Annotated in this window: 14 protein-coding genes and 1 pseudogene; 11 read left to right on the forward strand and 4 right to left on the reverse strand. The window is 38.1% G+C overall.

What is annotated here, in order from left to right; all coding sequences use genetic code 11:
* Window positions 1-25: 25 nt before the first annotated feature.
* Both QF042_RS25110 and QF042_RS25115 read right to left on the reverse strand, forming a co-directional pair.
* Window positions 26-3,503, reverse strand: a pseudogene (locus tag QF042_RS25110) (preprotein translocase subunit SecA).
* A 135-nt stretch (window positions 3,504-3,638) separates the two neighbouring features.
* A complete protein-coding gene (locus QF042_RS25115; RefSeq protein ID WP_307532888.1) occupies window positions 3,639-3,938 on the reverse strand; it encodes a hypothetical protein in 300 nt (99 codons plus the stop codon).
* Between the two features lie 529 nt (window positions 3,939-4,467).
* Here QF042_RS25115 and QF042_RS25120 point away from each other — a divergent pair.
* The 5 genes from QF042_RS25120 (at window position 4,468) to QF042_RS25140 (ending at window position 8,144) form a co-directional block, all read left to right on the forward strand.
* Window positions 4,468-5,232 carry a sensor histidine kinase gene (locus QF042_RS25120; protein ID WP_307532889.1) on the forward strand — a complete coding sequence of 255 codons (765 nt, stop codon included), beginning with the start codon at window positions 4,468-4,470 and terminating at the stop codon, window positions 5,230-5,232.
* Window positions 5,233-5,277: 45 nt separating this feature from the next.
* The gene (locus QF042_RS25125; RefSeq protein WP_307532890.1) at window positions 5,278-5,997 is read left to right on the forward strand and encodes a LytTR family DNA-binding domain-containing protein; all 720 of its coding nucleotides are present in this window, start codon (window positions 5,278-5,280) and stop codon (window positions 5,995-5,997) included.
* 136 nt (window positions 5,998-6,133) lie between these two features.
* Window positions 6,134-6,865 carry an intradiol ring-cleavage dioxygenase gene (locus QF042_RS25130; protein WP_307532891.1) on the forward strand — a complete coding sequence of 244 codons (732 nt, stop codon included), beginning with the start codon at window positions 6,134-6,136 and terminating at the stop codon, window positions 6,863-6,865.
* 71 nt (window positions 6,866-6,936) lie between these two features.
* Window positions 6,937-7,443, forward strand: coding sequence for a hypothetical protein (locus QF042_RS25135; protein WP_307532892.1), 507 nt, complete (start codon window positions 6,937-6,939; stop codon window positions 7,441-7,443).
* Between the two features lie 131 nt (window positions 7,444-7,574).
* Entirely contained in the window at window positions 7,575-8,144 is a 570-nt protein-coding gene (locus QF042_RS25140) for a hypothetical protein (RefSeq protein ID WP_307532893.1), read from the forward strand.
* A 613-nt stretch (window positions 8,145-8,757) separates the two neighbouring features.
* Here the strand turns inward: QF042_RS25140 and QF042_RS25145 are convergent.
* Window positions 8,758-9,711 (reverse strand): Smr/MutS family protein, encoded by a 954-nt coding sequence (locus tag QF042_RS25145; protein ID WP_307532894.1) that lies wholly within the window; start codon window positions 9,709-9,711, stop codon window positions 8,758-8,760.
* Window positions 9,712-9,814: 103 nt separating this feature from the next.
* A complete protein-coding gene (gene rsgA / locus QF042_RS25150) occupies window positions 9,815-10,735 on the reverse strand; it encodes a ribosome small subunit-dependent GTPase A (protein WP_307532895.1) in 921 nt (306 codons plus the stop codon).
* 198 nt (window positions 10,736-10,933) lie between these two features.
* On the opposite strand from rsgA, the gene fumC reads away from it, so the two are divergent.
* The 6 genes from fumC to QF042_RS25180 all read left to right on the forward strand — a co-directional run bounded on the left by fumC (window position 10,934) and on the right by QF042_RS25180 (window position 15,142).
* On the forward strand, window positions 10,934-12,331 hold the full coding sequence (gene fumC / locus QF042_RS25155; RefSeq protein ID WP_307532896.1) for a class II fumarate hydratase: 1,398 nt from the start codon (window positions 10,934-10,936) through the stop codon (window positions 12,329-12,331).
* Between the two features lie 135 nt (window positions 12,332-12,466).
* Entirely contained in the window at window positions 12,467-12,829 is a 363-nt protein-coding gene (locus tag QF042_RS25160; protein WP_307532897.1) for a hypothetical protein, read from the forward strand.
* Window positions 12,822-13,337 carry a fumarate hydratase gene (locus QF042_RS25165; RefSeq protein WP_307532898.1) on the forward strand — a complete coding sequence of 172 codons (516 nt, stop codon included), beginning with the start codon at window positions 12,822-12,824 and terminating at the stop codon, window positions 13,335-13,337. The genes QF042_RS25160 and QF042_RS25165 overlap by 8 nt, the downstream gene beginning before the upstream one ends.
* 1 nt (window position 13,338) lies before the next feature.
* Complete coding sequence (locus tag QF042_RS25170; RefSeq protein ID WP_307532899.1) at window positions 13,339-14,145, forward strand: S1/P1 nuclease; 807 nt, start codon at window positions 13,339-13,341, stop codon at window positions 14,143-14,145.
* Between the two features lie 119 nt (window positions 14,146-14,264).
* Window positions 14,265-14,705, forward strand: coding sequence for a hypothetical protein (locus tag QF042_RS25175; protein ID WP_307532900.1), 441 nt, complete (start codon window positions 14,265-14,267; stop codon window positions 14,703-14,705).
* Between the two features lie 2 nt (window positions 14,706-14,707).
* Window positions 14,708-15,142 (forward strand): low molecular weight protein-tyrosine-phosphatase, encoded by a 435-nt coding sequence (locus tag QF042_RS25180; RefSeq protein WP_307532901.1) that lies wholly within the window; start codon window positions 14,708-14,710, stop codon window positions 15,140-15,142.
* The last annotated feature ends 38 nt before the right edge of the window (window positions 15,143-15,180 follow it).

Genomic DNA, 15,180 nt, shown 5'->3' on the forward strand with positions numbered 1-15,180 from the left:
CTTGGTAAAGCATTATATATCTTGATTATAAATTAGCGCCGTGGCAATTTTTGAATTTTTTACCACTACCGCATGGGCAAGGTTCGTTTCTGCCAACGGTTGCTTCCTTACGGATTGGCTGCTGTGGAACGGGCTCACGTGTATCGCCAAATTCAATACCTGGTTCTTCTCTACCAAATTCTTGTTTAGTAGTTTGCAACTTCGGTTGTTTTACCGGGGCTGGTGCTTCTCTAACCTGATCTGGCTCCTGCTGAACCGGGATACCACCTTTATACAAGAAACTTACTACTTCTTTATTAACTGCATTAAGCATATTTTTAAACAAGTTGAAGGCTTCCATTTTATAAATTACCAATGGATCTTTTTGTTCGTAAACTGCATTTTGTACCGATTGTTTCAAATCGTCCATTTCGCGTAAATGCTCTTTCCAGCTATCATCAATTAAGGCTAAAACAATAGTTTTTTCGAATGAACGAACTACTTCTTTCCCTTTGTTATCGATTGCCTTCTTTAAATCAACCGCTACCTGAATACCACGGATACCATCGGTAAACGGAACCACGATCTGTTCGATGTGCTCTCCACGTTCTTGGTAAACCTGCGTTAAAACTGGTAATGATTGCTGGATAATCGCTTCAGATTTACGTGCATAAAATGCTTCTGCTTCTTCAAATAACCTTTCAGTTAGCTGAGGGATATTGGTTGAAGTAAAGTCTTTTTCGGTAATGGCCGTATCCAAAGAGAAGTTTTTGATTACTTCCAGTTTGAAACCATCGTAATTTCCTTCTTGTTTATATTCGCTTACGATATCTTCAGCAACATCGAAGACCATATTGTTCATATCTACATCTAAACGCTCGCCAAATAAAGCATTTTTACGTTTAGCATAAATTACAGTACGTTGCGAGTTCATTACATCATCGTACTCTAACAAACGTTTACGGATACCAAAGTTGTTCTCTTCTACTTTCTTCTGTGCACGTTCGATAGATTTGGTAATCATCGAGTGTTGAATCACTTCACCATCTTCGATACCCATACGCACCATGATGCCAGAAATACGCTCAGAACCAAATAAACGCATTAAGTTATCTTCTAACGAAACGAAGAATTGAGATGAACCCGGGTCACCCTGACGACCAGCACGACCACGTAACTGTCTATCTACGCGACGCGACTCGTGACGCTCGGTACCCACGATGGCTAAACCGCCGGCTTCTTTAACACCTGCACCCAATTTAATATCGGTACCACGACCAGCCATGTTGGTTGCAATAGTTACAGTTCCGGCCTGACCAGCCTCGGCAACAATATCGGCCTCTTTCTGGTGCATTTTCGCATTTAATACATTGTGTTTAATTCCGCGGAGTTTAAGCATACGGCTTAACAACTCAGAAATCTCTACTGATGTTGTACCTACTAGTACCGGGCGACCAGCTTTTGGCTCTAATTGCCCTGTTTCAGGGTTAACTGCAGGGATTAAGGCCCCTTTAGCATCAAGCTTAGGCACAGCTCTACCTGTTGGATCGTATTTGATTACCGGTTTTCCATCTTTTTTGTTTCGGATTTCCTTCTTTATCCAGTTCATATTCTGTTTCGTAATGAGAATATGGAAATACAAGGAACTGAATTTCTGAAGCAACAGCGTTGTATTTCTCACGAACGGTACGGTAAACGTAATCCTGCTCATCTTTTCTGGAAATATTTCTATTGGTTGGAATTTCTACCACATCTAATTTATAGATCGACCAAAACTCGCCAGCTTCTGTTGTTGCTGTACCCGTCATACCGCAAAGTTTGTGGTACATACGGAAATAATTTTGTAAGGTTACGGTTGCATAAGTTTGTGTAGCATCCTCAACTTTTACATTCTCTTTAGCCTCAATTGCCTGGTGTAAACCATCAGAGTAACGACGGCCATCCATAATACGGCCAGTTTGCTCATCAACAATTTTAATCTTTCCTTCATCGATGATGTACTCCACATCAATCTCGAATAAAGTATAAGCTTTTAACAGTTGGTTAACCGAGTGGATCCGCTCTGCTTTAACAGAATAATCGCGCATTAAGGCATCTTTTTGAACAACCTTTTCTTCTAAAGGCAGATCAGATTTCTCTAAGTCTGCTACTTCAGTACCAACATCAGGCAATACGAAGAAATTCGGATCTTCTCCCGATTGGGTAATGAGTTCGATACCTTTTTCAGTTAATTCAACCTGGTTATTTTTTTCATCGATATAGAAATACAATTCAGAATCTACCTTTGGCATATTCTTAGATTGATCTGCCATATAATGGTTTTCGGTTTTCAACAACAAACCACGAACACCGCTTTCACTTAAAAATTTAATTAAAGCTTTGTTTTTTGGCAAACCACGGTATGCACGCAGTAAGGCTAAGCCACCTTCACCTTCTTCTGTTCCGCTGTTACCTGCGTTGATTAATTTCTTCGCTTCGTTTAATGCCTGTGCTACATAAGCTTTCTGTGCATTAACTAAACGTTCGATACGTGGTTTTAATTCATAAAACTCATGCTCGTCGCCACGTGGAATCGGACCAGAAATAATCAAAGGGGTACGGGCATCATCAATCAAAACTGAATCGACCTCATCCACCATTGCAAAATGCAACTTGCGTTGTACCAATTGATCCGGTGTCTGCGACATATTGTCACGCAGATAATCAAACCCGAATTCATTATTGGTTCCGTAAGTAATATCTGCAGCGTAAGCTTTTCTTCTTTCTTCAGAGTTCGGCTCGTGTTTATCAATACAATCTACACTTAAACCATGGAATTCGAATAGAGGGCCATTCCATTCACTATCACGACGGGCCAGGTAATCATTCACCGTAACGATATGTACGCCTTGACCGGCCAATGCATTTAAATAAGCCGGCAATGTACTCACCAGGGTCTTACCCTCACCGGTAGCCATCTCGGCAATTTTACCGCTGTGCAATACAACACCCCCAATTAATTGCACATCGTAATGTACCATGTTCCAGGCTACTTCAGTTCCTGCAGCATCCCATTTATTGGCCCATTGCGCCTTATCGCCAACAATTTTAACATTGTTTTTTCTTGCAGCGTAATCTCTGTCAAACTGGGTTGCGGTAACCTCTAAATAATCGTTTTCGCTTAAACGACGTGAAGTTTCTTTAATTACAGCAAAAGCTTCAGGAAGGATTTCCAAAAGTACTTTTTCTAATTCTGCATCACGCTCTTTACCTAAGGCATCAACCTGATCATAAATAGCTGTTTTTTGGTGAAGATCTAAATCCTCGCTCTCTGCTTCAGCTTTTAGTGCTGAAATTTTCCCATCAATCTCTGTTAAAAAGGCTGAGATCTTGTCTTTAAATTCTGTGGTTTTACCACGTAACTCGTCGTTGCTAAGTGCCGACAGTTTACTGTATTGTTCATTAATTTTAACAACCAATGGCTGGATAGCCTTTATATCTCTTTCTGATTTACTTCCGAAAATCTTCGCTAAAAATCCTAACATTATAATATTTTAAATCGTATTTATTATTAAAAAATGGTGTGTTACAACAACCAAGCCATTGTCTTCCTTAAGTCAGTTTGGCAGTTGCTGGTATAAATGGGGCATAAATCTTCTAAAAAGATCTTTCAGAAAAAATTAGGGGCTGTTATTCTTCGGTTTTTTCCTGATTGTTAAATCAGTAATTACCTGATTTACACTTACATATTTTGCAACTTTTAACTGGGCTTGGGTTCCGATTAAAGCTAACGTGGTGTATGATAATAAATAAGGGTTACGGTCTTCGTTCAGTTGGACTGAGGCTTTGCCGCTTGCATTAACGCTGATATTATGCTCATTGCAATATTCGTTTAATATCCTTAGCCCTTCAACGCGTTCGGCTTTTGCCAAATGTGTTAAGCTAAAAAATACAAGCGATATGGTAACCAGGTGTTTCATTAATAGCGGCAAAGCTAGTTTTAATCTTTTGTAAATAGAAATTTCAGCTTTACAAAAAGCATAGTCAGATCTTAATTCGCTTCATTTTGTTTGATTCTTAATAAAACGCTTTCAAAAATTGGGCTAAAAAAACAAACCGTCTATACATATATGTCTTTTACCGATACATTTTCTGTTTAATTTTTTTATTTTTATTGTTTTACACCTAATGCTAAAAAGTCTAAGTATTCAAATCATTATTCAATTTCTATTCGGGATTTTGTTATTAGGGCTGCCTTTGTTGTTGCTTTCTAATCAGAATTTCGAAAATATTCAAAAGCCCAGCTTCATATTCAATTACTTTACTTTTTGCTTGATTTTCATTTTTATATACGTTTTCCATATCAAATTTTTATTCCAAAAATTTTATTTACACAAAAAGTATACCTTCTACTTTTTGGCTCTGCTTTTAATTTTAATTGCATTAATTTTTATAAGGCCATTCGACAAGCTGGTTTTCAAAAATCATGGAGAACCAAATCACAAAGAAATGCCTCCACCACCGTGGAATAATAATTTTGAGAACAGACCGCATAAACCAATGTTTAATCGTTTTGGTGGTCCGAATATTGACATTATAAGCATTTTCTTGTTCCTCATTATCGTAATTATCGGCTTTACCCAGGAAACGAACAAACAATTGCGTTTAACTACTCAGCGATTTTTACAGGCAGAAGCAGAAAAAGCACATGCAGAACTTTCCTTTTTAAAGGCACAGGTAAACCCTCATTTTTTATTCAATACCCTAAATAATATATATACACTTGCCATTATTAAGGATGAAAATACAGCCCCTTCTATTATGAAGCTGTCTAATATAATGAGGTATATTACAGATGAGGCTGGTTGTGATTTTGTTAGCCTACAGAGCGAGGTAGATTGTATTACCAACTTTATTGCCCTACAAAAATTACGGTTAACCAAAAAAACCGACTTGAATTATGAACTTACTGGCAATTTTGAAAACAAGAAAATTGCCCCCCTTATTTTAATGGCCTTTGTAGAAAACGTTTTTAAATATGGAATAAGCAACCACAAAAGCAACAGTTTAACTATTAAAATAAATGTACAGAATAGCTCCATTAATTTTTATTGTCAGAACACCATTTACCGGGATAAAAAGAATACAGAACGTACGGGGATTGGAATAGAAAACACCAAACAGCGATTACGTTATATTTACGGCGATAAACACATTCTGAATATCAAAGATAATGACGGGCTTTTTACTGTAAATCTGGCCATTCTTCTTTGATTTCGGATAAATAACGGGACTGGATGTTGATGATTAATTAAACAAATGAACAAACCCCTAAAGTGCATTGCTGTAGATGATGAGCCATTGGCTCTTGCCTTAATTAAAAACTATATTGACGCGACCGACAGTTTACGGTTGGCAAATGTTTTTGAAGATGCAATAGCAGCATCCGAATATTTAAATCGTGTTCCGATAGATTTATTATTTTTAGACATCAATATGCCAGATATTACTGGAATTGAACTTTTTGCATCTTTAACCATTAAGCCAATGGTAATATTTACAACTGCATACAAAAATTTTGCCTTTGAAGGTTTTGAATTAAATGCTATTGATTATTTATTGAAACCTATCGAGTATACGCGTTTTAAAAAGGCAGTTAACAAAGCGCTTCAATTTTATAATTATCAGCATCAAAAAATTACTGAGCCCGCCGGAGAAAGTATTTTCGTACACGCTGAATATAAACTTATTAAAATTGATTTAAAAGATATTCTCTACATTGAAAGTTTGGAGGATTATGTAAAAATTCATATCCAGAACGATAAAATGATTTTAACATTAATGCCATTAAAAAAGATGCTGGAGAAACTTCCAGAAGATCAATTTAAGAGGATACACAGGAGTTTTGTAGTGCCTGTACATAAGGTGGTATCTATTTTAAATAGGAAAGCAGAGCTGATAAGCGGTGAAATTATTCCAATTAGCGATACATATTCTTCTTTTATCGATGACTGGAAAAAATCGAATAAGCAACTGTAAATCTTACCCTTAACATCATTTAACATCTTATTTATTTAACCGATACAAAGCGAGGGTTAATCGATACATTTTTGCTATGATAGCGCTTTATCCACACCTTGGTTCTACTAACAAAAATGAACTTAAAAACAAGGTTATGGAAAGAAAAAATTTCATCAGGAGCTTAATGATCGGGGCCATCTCGACTCCAGTAATTATCGAGGCCTGTAAAAAAAGCAGCATTACCGATGGCTCAGACACGTCGGGATCTGGTACCGCGGGAACAACGACCAGCACTAACGGAACCTGTACCATAGCACCAACTGAAACCGAAGGACCTTTCCCTACAAAAGTACCAACATCATATGTCCGCAGTGATATTACCGATGGCCGTACGGGTTATAAAATGACGGCAAAAATTACCATTGGCAACTTAAATAACAGCTGTAATGCTTTGGCAGGAGCTATAGTAGATATCTGGCATTGTGATGCAGAAGGAAATTATTCTGAATATGGAGGAAGTGGCATGCAGAGCACAAATTATCAATCGGTGCACTTTTTACGTGGTCGTCAAACAAGCGATGCAAACGGACTGGTAACTTTTACCACAATCTTTCCAGGATGGTACAGTGGCCGTGCAACACATATCCATGTGCATGTTTATAATGCAGCCGGAACTTCATTAAATGTAACACAGATTGCTTTCCCTGAAGGTGCAGGAACATCATTGGCCCTGGTAAACGGCTATAGCAAGGGTATGACGGGCTATACCTACAATAATGCCGATAATGTTTTTAGTGATGATAAAACGGGTGTAGAAATTGCAACCGTAACGGGAACATTGACAACAGGTTTCGAACTTACATTTAAACTGAACGTAAAAGCATAGTATTATCCTTATAATTGTTTTATTTTCATAAAGACGTTAGGATTTCTTAGCGTCTTTTTTAATTTTATACCATGTCGAGGAAAGTAATTACACTATGCTATCGAAAAATAATTGATGCAACCAATACCAGTGCATGGGATAAGTTTGTACATGAAGACAGTTTTGCTGAATTCAAAATGCAGGCTCAGTTTTATAATCAAGAACAGCGGTTTACTACTTTTTCCGAAATGATATTAAATGTTCCGGAGGCAGAGAAGTTGCATTTTTTGGTCAGTGCAGCTATTACTGGTTATTTACGCCAGTTAAATGGAATTATTCCTGATGTACTGGATAATTTGGGTAGACGTTTTCTGACTTTTGAAAATTTTAAGTTCGAAATCATTAACTCTGATAGCAACGACTTAAAAAAACATAAAATAGCCATCAATTTCTTCTCAAAACCATTGATTTGGCACAACACGATTGATAACCTGCTTTTGGTTTCGCAATTTAAAGAAACCAACGAAGAGGAAGTTTTCACTAACCTTTTTCAGATACAACCATTTGTAAGTATTCACGCGATAAAAAATACTGATTAACGATCGAACTCACACCTGGGAAAATATTTTTAGCCGATCAGCGGGGGGTAACAGAAACTTCGGCACTAAGAAGATACAGCACCTTTAATTTCGAAAAATATTACAGCGAATACAGAGAAGCTTTTGGCAACTTGTTTTTATGTAACGACGAATCGATAGTTGGTGGAAAGGTTACGTTTTTTCTATGCAAAGAAGATTCGCTCCAGATATTTATACCCATTACCGGCGGAATAGACATTGTTGCCAACGGAAAAGGATTTGCTTTAGAAACCGGGCAAGTACAGGTGTTGAATATGGGTAAGGGCGAAGTGTTAGAAATCAGCAACCCCTATCAAAACGATGTGATTAATTACATGCAGTTTGGGATTAAAACAGAGATGTTTTTAATGCGGGCAAGCGAAATGCTTTTCGGTTTCAATTTTGAAAAAGACCAGAATCAGCTGCTAGAAATTATCTCAAACCCGAAACTGCCATTTAAATTAAGCATGGGGATCTTCGCAGGCAGAGAAGAGGTGATTTATAAAATGCAAAGTCTAAACCATCAGTTCTATGCTTTTATTATTGATGGGGCTTTCGAAATTGAAGGCCGCTTGATGCATCCAAGAGATGGTTTAGCGCTCTGGGATATGGAACAGGTAGAATTGGAAGCATTGAGCAATAATGCGATTATAGTGGTTTTGGAGTTGACCCCAAACCCCTAAAGGGCCTCAGGTTTTTCACGCAGATTAAGAGATTACCGCTGAGTCTTCTGTCATTCTGAACGCAGTGAAGAATCTTTAATTTACTAGATTCTGAAACAAGTTCAGAATGACGGATGGAGTGAGAAAGATCTCATGTGAAGTCAGATGTTACCATCTGACTTAGCCTATACTTTCCGTATTTTCTGTGCTTCCATGGCTATATATTCGCAGTGTTTGTGAGTTACCAAACATGAAAAGTAAATTCAGTGTAAGATGGTAACATCTTACACCACAAAACACCTTACACCACAAACATTGGCTCTGGGTTTTTGCGTTAGGGATTGTAAGGGTCCAGTACCGATTCTTCATCGGTACCGCAGCGAAGCGGAGCCCTGCAAAGCCCGACCCTCTCCAGATTTTTCATCTGGAGAGGGGAACGCCCAAATGATTAAATAAGATAAATTAACAGGCTACCCTTCGATAGGCTCAGGATGACGTTCTTTTGTCATTCTGAATGCAGTGAAGAATCTTTAATTTACTGAATTGATTCTGAAACAAGTTCAGAATGACGAATGGAGTGAGAAAGATTTGCCTCAGTGTAAGATGGTAACATCTTACACCACAACAAAAACCCCTACTTAAAAACTACCTCAGTAGCCCCATAACCAAATTTTTCTTTCCTCGCATCCATGTATGTTTTTACATGCGGATTTTTACTGATCAGTTTATGGATTTTATCTCTTAAGGTACCGTTGCCTGAACCGTGGATAAAAACGATTTTATCGAAATGATGTACAACTGCGGCATCCATGGCCGTTTGAAAATGATTAATCTGAATCTGTAACATTTCATCAGCTTCTAAAAAATGATGGTCATCTCTTAGTTTCTCGATGTGCAAATCGATTTCTTTTTGTGGAGCTTCAACCGTTTTTTTCTCTTCCGATGATCTGAAAAAACTTTCCTTTAATTTCTGCGGATCGATAGTTACCGGGGCAAGATCATCCAAACGGATCAACCATCCTTTGTTTTTCAACTGAGGCAATTCCTTTTGTTCGGTGCTAAAATCCTTTGCCCTAAATTTCTTACGGATCAACAATGGATCGATAGGTTTAACATCGGCTTTGCTGAACACCAAAACCTGAAAGTTAAATTCTGGCCAAAGGTCAAGATCGGCCAGGGAAGCAGAATAAACTAATGTTGAGGCATAAGATTCGATTACGCCATGAAAAGTGCCTGCGTATTTCTCTTTACGCTCGGTAGTTAGGCTTATCAATAAAATATTTGGTGAATGGTTTTGCAGGTGGAAATGCACTACATTACCTGCTTTATCATCGGTAGCAACGGCAACATAAATGCCGTTTTCGATTTTGTTAATGCTGGGGATATTTACCTGGATGGGTTTTGGTACATCCAACTCTTCGGCTACCACACCATGACCATGCACAGAAGTTAAATTACTCACCGCAACAGGTATTTCGAAACCATCTTCATCGGTAACACCTAAAGTTTGGCTATCGATAATCTTCGTTACATAACCTTCACGTTTTTCATCAACAAAACGCACAAAATCTCCCAGTTTGAATTTCATAGCCCCTAAATCCCCTAAAGGGGACTCCATATTATTTAGTAATAATTATAAATTTATTCACCTTTTCACCTCGCCGTTCAACTCCCCTTCAGGGGTTGGGGGGCTAGTGCCTTGTATCGTTTCCGTGGTAAATACTCAGGTAACTTTCATATCTCGAAACTGCAATTTCACCATTGTTTACTGCAGCTAAAACAGCACAACCTGGTTCGTTAACATGTCTGCAGTTGTTAAAGCGGCAATCGTGCGAGGTTTTAAATATTTCTCTAAAAAAGTGCCCCAGTTCTTCTTTCTCAATATCGATCACACCCAGTTCTCTAATTCCGGGAGAATCTACAATGAAACCGCCCTGTGGCAGTTCGAACATCTCGGCAAAAGTAGTGGTATGCTGTCCTTTATCGCTCCAGTCCGAAACCTCCCCCGTTCTTAAATCACGATCGGGCAACAATGCGTTAATCAAACTCGATTTCCCAACGCCCGAGTGACCAGATATCAAGGTGATTTTATCGGTAATCAGTTCCTGGATAACCGGAATATTAATGCCTTTTAAAGCCGAAACTTCGTAGCAGGCATAGCCGATATTCTCGTATATATCTTTAAACTCCTGAAGAATTTCCAATCCCTCTTTACTAAACAGATCGAGTTTATTAAACACCAAAACCGCAGGTACATCGTAAGCCTCGGCCGTAACCAGAAAACGATCGATAAAACCTAGAGATGTACGAGGTGAAGCTAGCGTAACCACCAACATGGCCATATCCAAATTTGCAGCCAATATCTGTGCCTGCTTACTTAGGTTGATCGATTTGCGGATGATGTAGTTTTTACGTGGCAGCATTTCGTGTATCAAACCTTGGTTGCTATCCCGTTCCAGATCAAATTTCACCCTGTCGCCAACCGCAATCGGGTTGGTGGTTTTAAGTCCTTTAATCCTGAATTTCCCTACAATCCGGCAATCATAGCGTTCGCCATTATCGGCCAAAACACTATACCAGCTCCCTGTAGATTTAATAACTAATCCCTGCATATTTGCGGTAAAGGTATGAATATGATTTCATTGGTAGAAGCGGCTAGCCAGGATAAAATTTGTACATTAATGATGAAGAATAAAAAGGAATAAAGACATTTCGGCAATATATTTTGTTATCCATTAAATATCTTACATAAATCCAACGCTTTAAAAGGCAAAAAACCTAAATTTGCGACAAGAAAAATCAAAAATATAATGAGTTTCAGAATAGAACACGATACCATGGGCGAGGTGCAGGTACCGGCCGACAAATACTGGGGTGCGCAAACCGAACGCTCACGCAATAACTTCAAAATTGGGCCCGAAGGTTCGATGCCAAAAGAAATTATCCACGCTTTTGGATACCTTAAAAAAGCAGCTGCGCTTGCCAATACGGAACTTGGTGTATTATCAGCAGAAAAAGCCGATTTAATTGCTAAAGCTTGTAATGAAATTATTGCAGGACAGTTAGATGATCAATTTCCATTGGTAATCTGGCAAACAGGTTCGGGTACACAAAGCAACATGAATGGTAACGAGGTGATTGCAAACCGTGCTCATGTAATTAACGGTGGTTCATTAGCTGATGATAAAAAAGTACTTCACCCTAATGATGATGTAAATAAATCGCAGTCATCAAACGATACTTATCCAACTGCAATGCACATTGCAGCCTATAAACTTACGGTAGAAAATACCATTCCAGGTTTAGAAAAATTAAGAAATACCCTAGCCAAAAAAGTGGAAGAATTTAGTACGATTGTTAAAACCGGCCGTACACACTTTATGGATGCTACACCACTTACTTTAGGTCAGGAATTTTCTGGTTATGTACAACAGATTGATAACAGCATCAGGGCTATTAAAAATGCTTTGGTTATGGTTGCCGAACTGGCATTAGGTGGTACCGCTGTTGGCACAGGCTTAAATACACCAAAAGGATACGATGTTTTAGTGGCTAAAAAAATTGCCGATTTAACCGGTTTACCCTTTGTTACCGCTCCAAATAAATTTGAGGCTTTAGCAGCGCACGATGCAATGGTCGAGCTTTCTGGCGCTTTAAAACGTACAGCGGTTGCCTTAATGAAAGTGGCTAACGATGTAAGGATGTTAAGTTCCGGTCCGCGTTGTGGTATTGGCGAAATTGTAATTCCTGATAACGAACCCGGATCTTCTATTATGCCAGGTAAAGTTAACCCTACGCAACCTGAGGCTTTAACAATGGTTTGTGCACAGGTAATTGGTAACGATGTTGCAGTTTCAGTGGGCGGCATGTCCGGCCATTTTGAACTTAACGTATTTAAACCGCTTATTGCAGCTAATGTATTACAGTCGGCCCGCTTAATTGGCGATGCCTGCGTTTCTTTCACTGATAAATGTGCTGAAGGAATTACAGCTAATTTGCCAGAAATTGAGAAACATTTGCAAAATTCTTTGATGCTGGTTACGGCTTTAAATCCGCACGTGGGTTACGAAAACGCCGCAAAAATTGCGAAGAAAGCACATAAAGAAAATAAAACTTTAAAAGCTGCTGCTGTAGAGTTGGGTTTATTAACCAATGAACAGTTTGATGAATGGGTTCGCCCGGAAGACATGGTTGGAAGTTTGAAATAACTTAGGAGAACCGTCATTCCCAATTCAATTGGGAATCTTAAAGCGCATTGTATTAAGATTCCCGCCTGCGCGGGAATGACGTCACTTTTAAAAATTACAGGTCTAAATCAACACGGTTAATTAAAAACAGGTAAAATGAATTCAATGCTTTCTACACTGATCAACCTGGTATCGATCATTTCACCGGTTATCATATTTGGTACCTGCTGTTATTTTTTAGCAAAAAAATCGGCTGTTGAGGCAATTTTAATGACTATTGGTTCAGGAATTGGTTTACTGACAACATTATTTTATAGTGTATTGATGCCTTTTTTAATAAATGACCGTTATTTAGCATACACTGAAATTTCGCAATATCACACTGTAATTGGCATCATTAGCTTTATAGCCAGCCTTTGTTTCGCCGCTGGCTTTTTAATCCTGATTATCAATACCGTTAAAAAGAATACCGTAACCTACGATCAGTTTCCTAAAAGCATCGATTATAACCATGAGTAAACCGCAGTTAGGATTAAGGCTTTGTTACATTTTCCTTTTTACATTATCCATTTTACATGTAGCTTGTAGTCTGCGGCCTAATATTCAGGGCAAAGGCGAAGATTTTATGCAAGGGATTTGGAATGAAGATTCCGTCGCTTTTAGTAATAAATTGAGCAACTACACACAACACCATTTCAAATTTACCTGCGATTCTGTTTATATTGATATGGTTACCCGTAGCAAAGTAAATTTTTACGAAGACTCTTGTTATAACAATGGTATTTGGAAAGAATATGCAAAAGGCGTTTATGCGGTTAAAGGTGATACCCTATTTGTTGGCGCCACCTTTACACATGCAAACTATAAACAAAAAATATCGGGATGTTACCGTATTGGCCGGTACGACAAAAACTTCCTCATCAAAAAGAAATCTGCAGACACATTATGGTTAGAAAGTTTAAGCGATCAGCGCGAAATTAAACTAACACTTAAAGAAAAAATTACCTGCGTACCAAAAGAATTATAAAATGATTTTAACATCAATTAAAAAGAAATTAGCCACTGCCTTAGCTGTTGGCTTTTTAGCGTATTTACCTATTCAGGCAGATGCATGGGGTACCATCGGTCATCGTGTAGTTGGCGAAATTGCCGATAGTTATTTAAAGGCTAAAACACGCAAGGCTATTCAAAGTATTTTAGGTTACGAAACTTTGGCCATGTCGGCCAATTGGGGTGATTTTATTAAATCCGATTCTACCTATAACTATATGTATAACTGGCATTTTGTTAATCTTCCGGCTGGATTAGATAAGAATGGTGTATATCATTTTTTGGAGACTGAAAAAGCGCCAAATCTTTACAATAAAATTCCCGATTTAATTGCCATTTTAAAGAAAACAAGCAGTACTGCAGCCGAAAAAAAACTAGCCTTGCGCATGTTGGTTCACCTGGCAGGCGATTTATGTCAGCCTATGCATGTTGCCCGTAAAGATGATTTGGGCGGCAACCGCATTTCAGTATTATGGTTCAATGAAAAATCAAATATCCACAGGGTTTGGGATGAACAGCTTATCGAGTATCAACAGTTAAGTTATACAGAATATGCGAAGGCAATTAACCACCCTTCGGCAATTCAGCTATATAACTGGCAAAATACAAGTCTTAGAGATTGCATTTACGAATCGTTCGGTATCTGTAACAAAATTTATGAAAACACTAAACCAGAAGCTAAATTAAGCTATCGCTATAATTTTGATTGGATTGATACCCTTAACGAACAGTTATTAAAAGGCGGTGTGCGTTTAGCTAAAATGTTAAACGATATTTACGGCTAACATTTCAATTAATATATTTAATGCCTCAATGCTAACAGCTTGAAGCATTTTTTTGCTACTGTAGCATATTAATAGATAGGTTCGTTTATGAGGTATAAACCAAAACCAAATATAAACTGATGAAAAAATTACTACTTATCTTAACCCTATGCCTGGCATTTGCCTGTAAAAAGAAAGAAACTCTTGCAATTGACGATATTACGAGTTACAAATGGCTCTTGCAATCGGCAACTGTTAGTCCTGTTTTAACCGTAAACGGAAAATCGAGCAGTAATTTCATGACGCTTTCAGGACCTAGTTCTTGTTTAAACAACAATTACGAATTAAGTTTTTCATCAAACGGATCTTATGCTTTCACCTCTACAGGTCCATTATGCGACATGTTTTCCTTTCAAAATGCCAAATGGACAAAAAGTGGGAATGAAATCACGCTAAATACTGGTTTCGGCAATACAGAAACTGTAAATTTAAACGGGGCAAATATCATTCAAAAATATACTTTTGAGAAGGAAGGAACAACCTACACCGTTACTTATATATTTACAGCAAAATCTAAATAGTATTGAAAATTTTAATGGTTTGCCTTGGTAATATCTGCCGTTCGCCGCTGGCCGAGGGCATTATGCGCCACCTGGCAGATAAACAGAACTTAAACTGGGAGATTGCCTCTGCAGGAACGGGCAATTGGCATATCGGCAAAGCCCCCGACCACAGGAGTATTTCTGCAGCGAAAACCCTTGGTTACGACATCAGCAAACAGCGGGCACAACAATTTAGCCACTCTATGTTTGCTAAATACGATCTGATTTTGGTTATGGACCAGAATAATCTAGCTGATGTTAAAAACCTTGCTAAAAGCGAAGAAGAACGAAAAAAGGTTAAACTTTTTCTTGATAACGACGAAGTTACAGACCCATACTGGGATAATAGCCTGTTTAGCCCTGTTTGCAAGCAGGTTGAAGAAAGATGTATGGAAATTATCAAACAACTTTCTTAAATTTAAAGCTTATTATCCATCACACTAACCAAGTCAAA

This window comes from Pedobacter sp. W3I1, from assembly GCF_030816015.1.
Classification (GTDB): Bacteria; Bacteroidota; Bacteroidia; order Sphingobacteriales; family Sphingobacteriaceae; genus Pedobacter.

What these genes read in the sequence shown, in the direction of transcription:
- QF042_RS25115 (WP_307532888.1), bottom strand. Translation starts at nt 3,938, where the DNA reads ATGAAACACCTGGTTACCATATCGCTTGTATTTTTTAGCTTAACACAT.
- QF042_RS25120 (WP_307532889.1), top strand. Translation starts at nt 4,468, where the DNA reads ATGCCTCCACCACCGTGGAATAATAATTTTGAGAACAGACCGCATAAA.
- QF042_RS25125 (WP_307532890.1), top strand. Translation starts at nt 5,278, where the DNA reads ATGAACAAACCCCTAAAGTGCATTGCTGTAGATGATGAGCCATTGGCT.
- QF042_RS25130 (WP_307532891.1), top strand. Translation starts at nt 6,134, where the DNA reads ATGGAAAGAAAAAATTTCATCAGGAGCTTAATGATCGGGGCCATCTCG.
- QF042_RS25135 (WP_307532892.1), top strand. Translation starts at nt 6,937, where the DNA reads ATGTCGAGGAAAGTAATTACACTATGCTATCGAAAAATAATTGATGCA.
- QF042_RS25145 (WP_307532894.1), bottom strand. Translation starts at nt 9,711, where the DNA reads ATGAAATTCAAACTGGGAGATTTTGTGCGTTTTGTTGATGAAAAACGT.
- rsgA (WP_307532895.1), bottom strand. Translation starts at nt 10,735, where the DNA reads ATGCAGGGATTAGTTATTAAATCTACAGGGAGCTGGTATAGTGTTTTG.
- fumC (WP_307532896.1), top strand. Translation starts at nt 10,934, where the DNA reads ATGAGTTTCAGAATAGAACACGATACCATGGGCGAGGTGCAGGTACCG.
- QF042_RS25160 (WP_307532897.1), top strand. Translation starts at nt 12,467, where the DNA reads ATGAATTCAATGCTTTCTACACTGATCAACCTGGTATCGATCATTTCA.
- QF042_RS25165 (WP_307532898.1), top strand. Translation starts at nt 12,822, where the DNA reads ATGAGTAAACCGCAGTTAGGATTAAGGCTTTGTTACATTTTCCTTTTT.
- QF042_RS25170 (WP_307532899.1), top strand. Translation starts at nt 13,339, where the DNA reads ATGATTTTAACATCAATTAAAAAGAAATTAGCCACTGCCTTAGCTGTT.
- QF042_RS25175 (WP_307532900.1), top strand. Translation starts at nt 14,265, where the DNA reads ATGAAAAAATTACTACTTATCTTAACCCTATGCCTGGCATTTGCCTGT.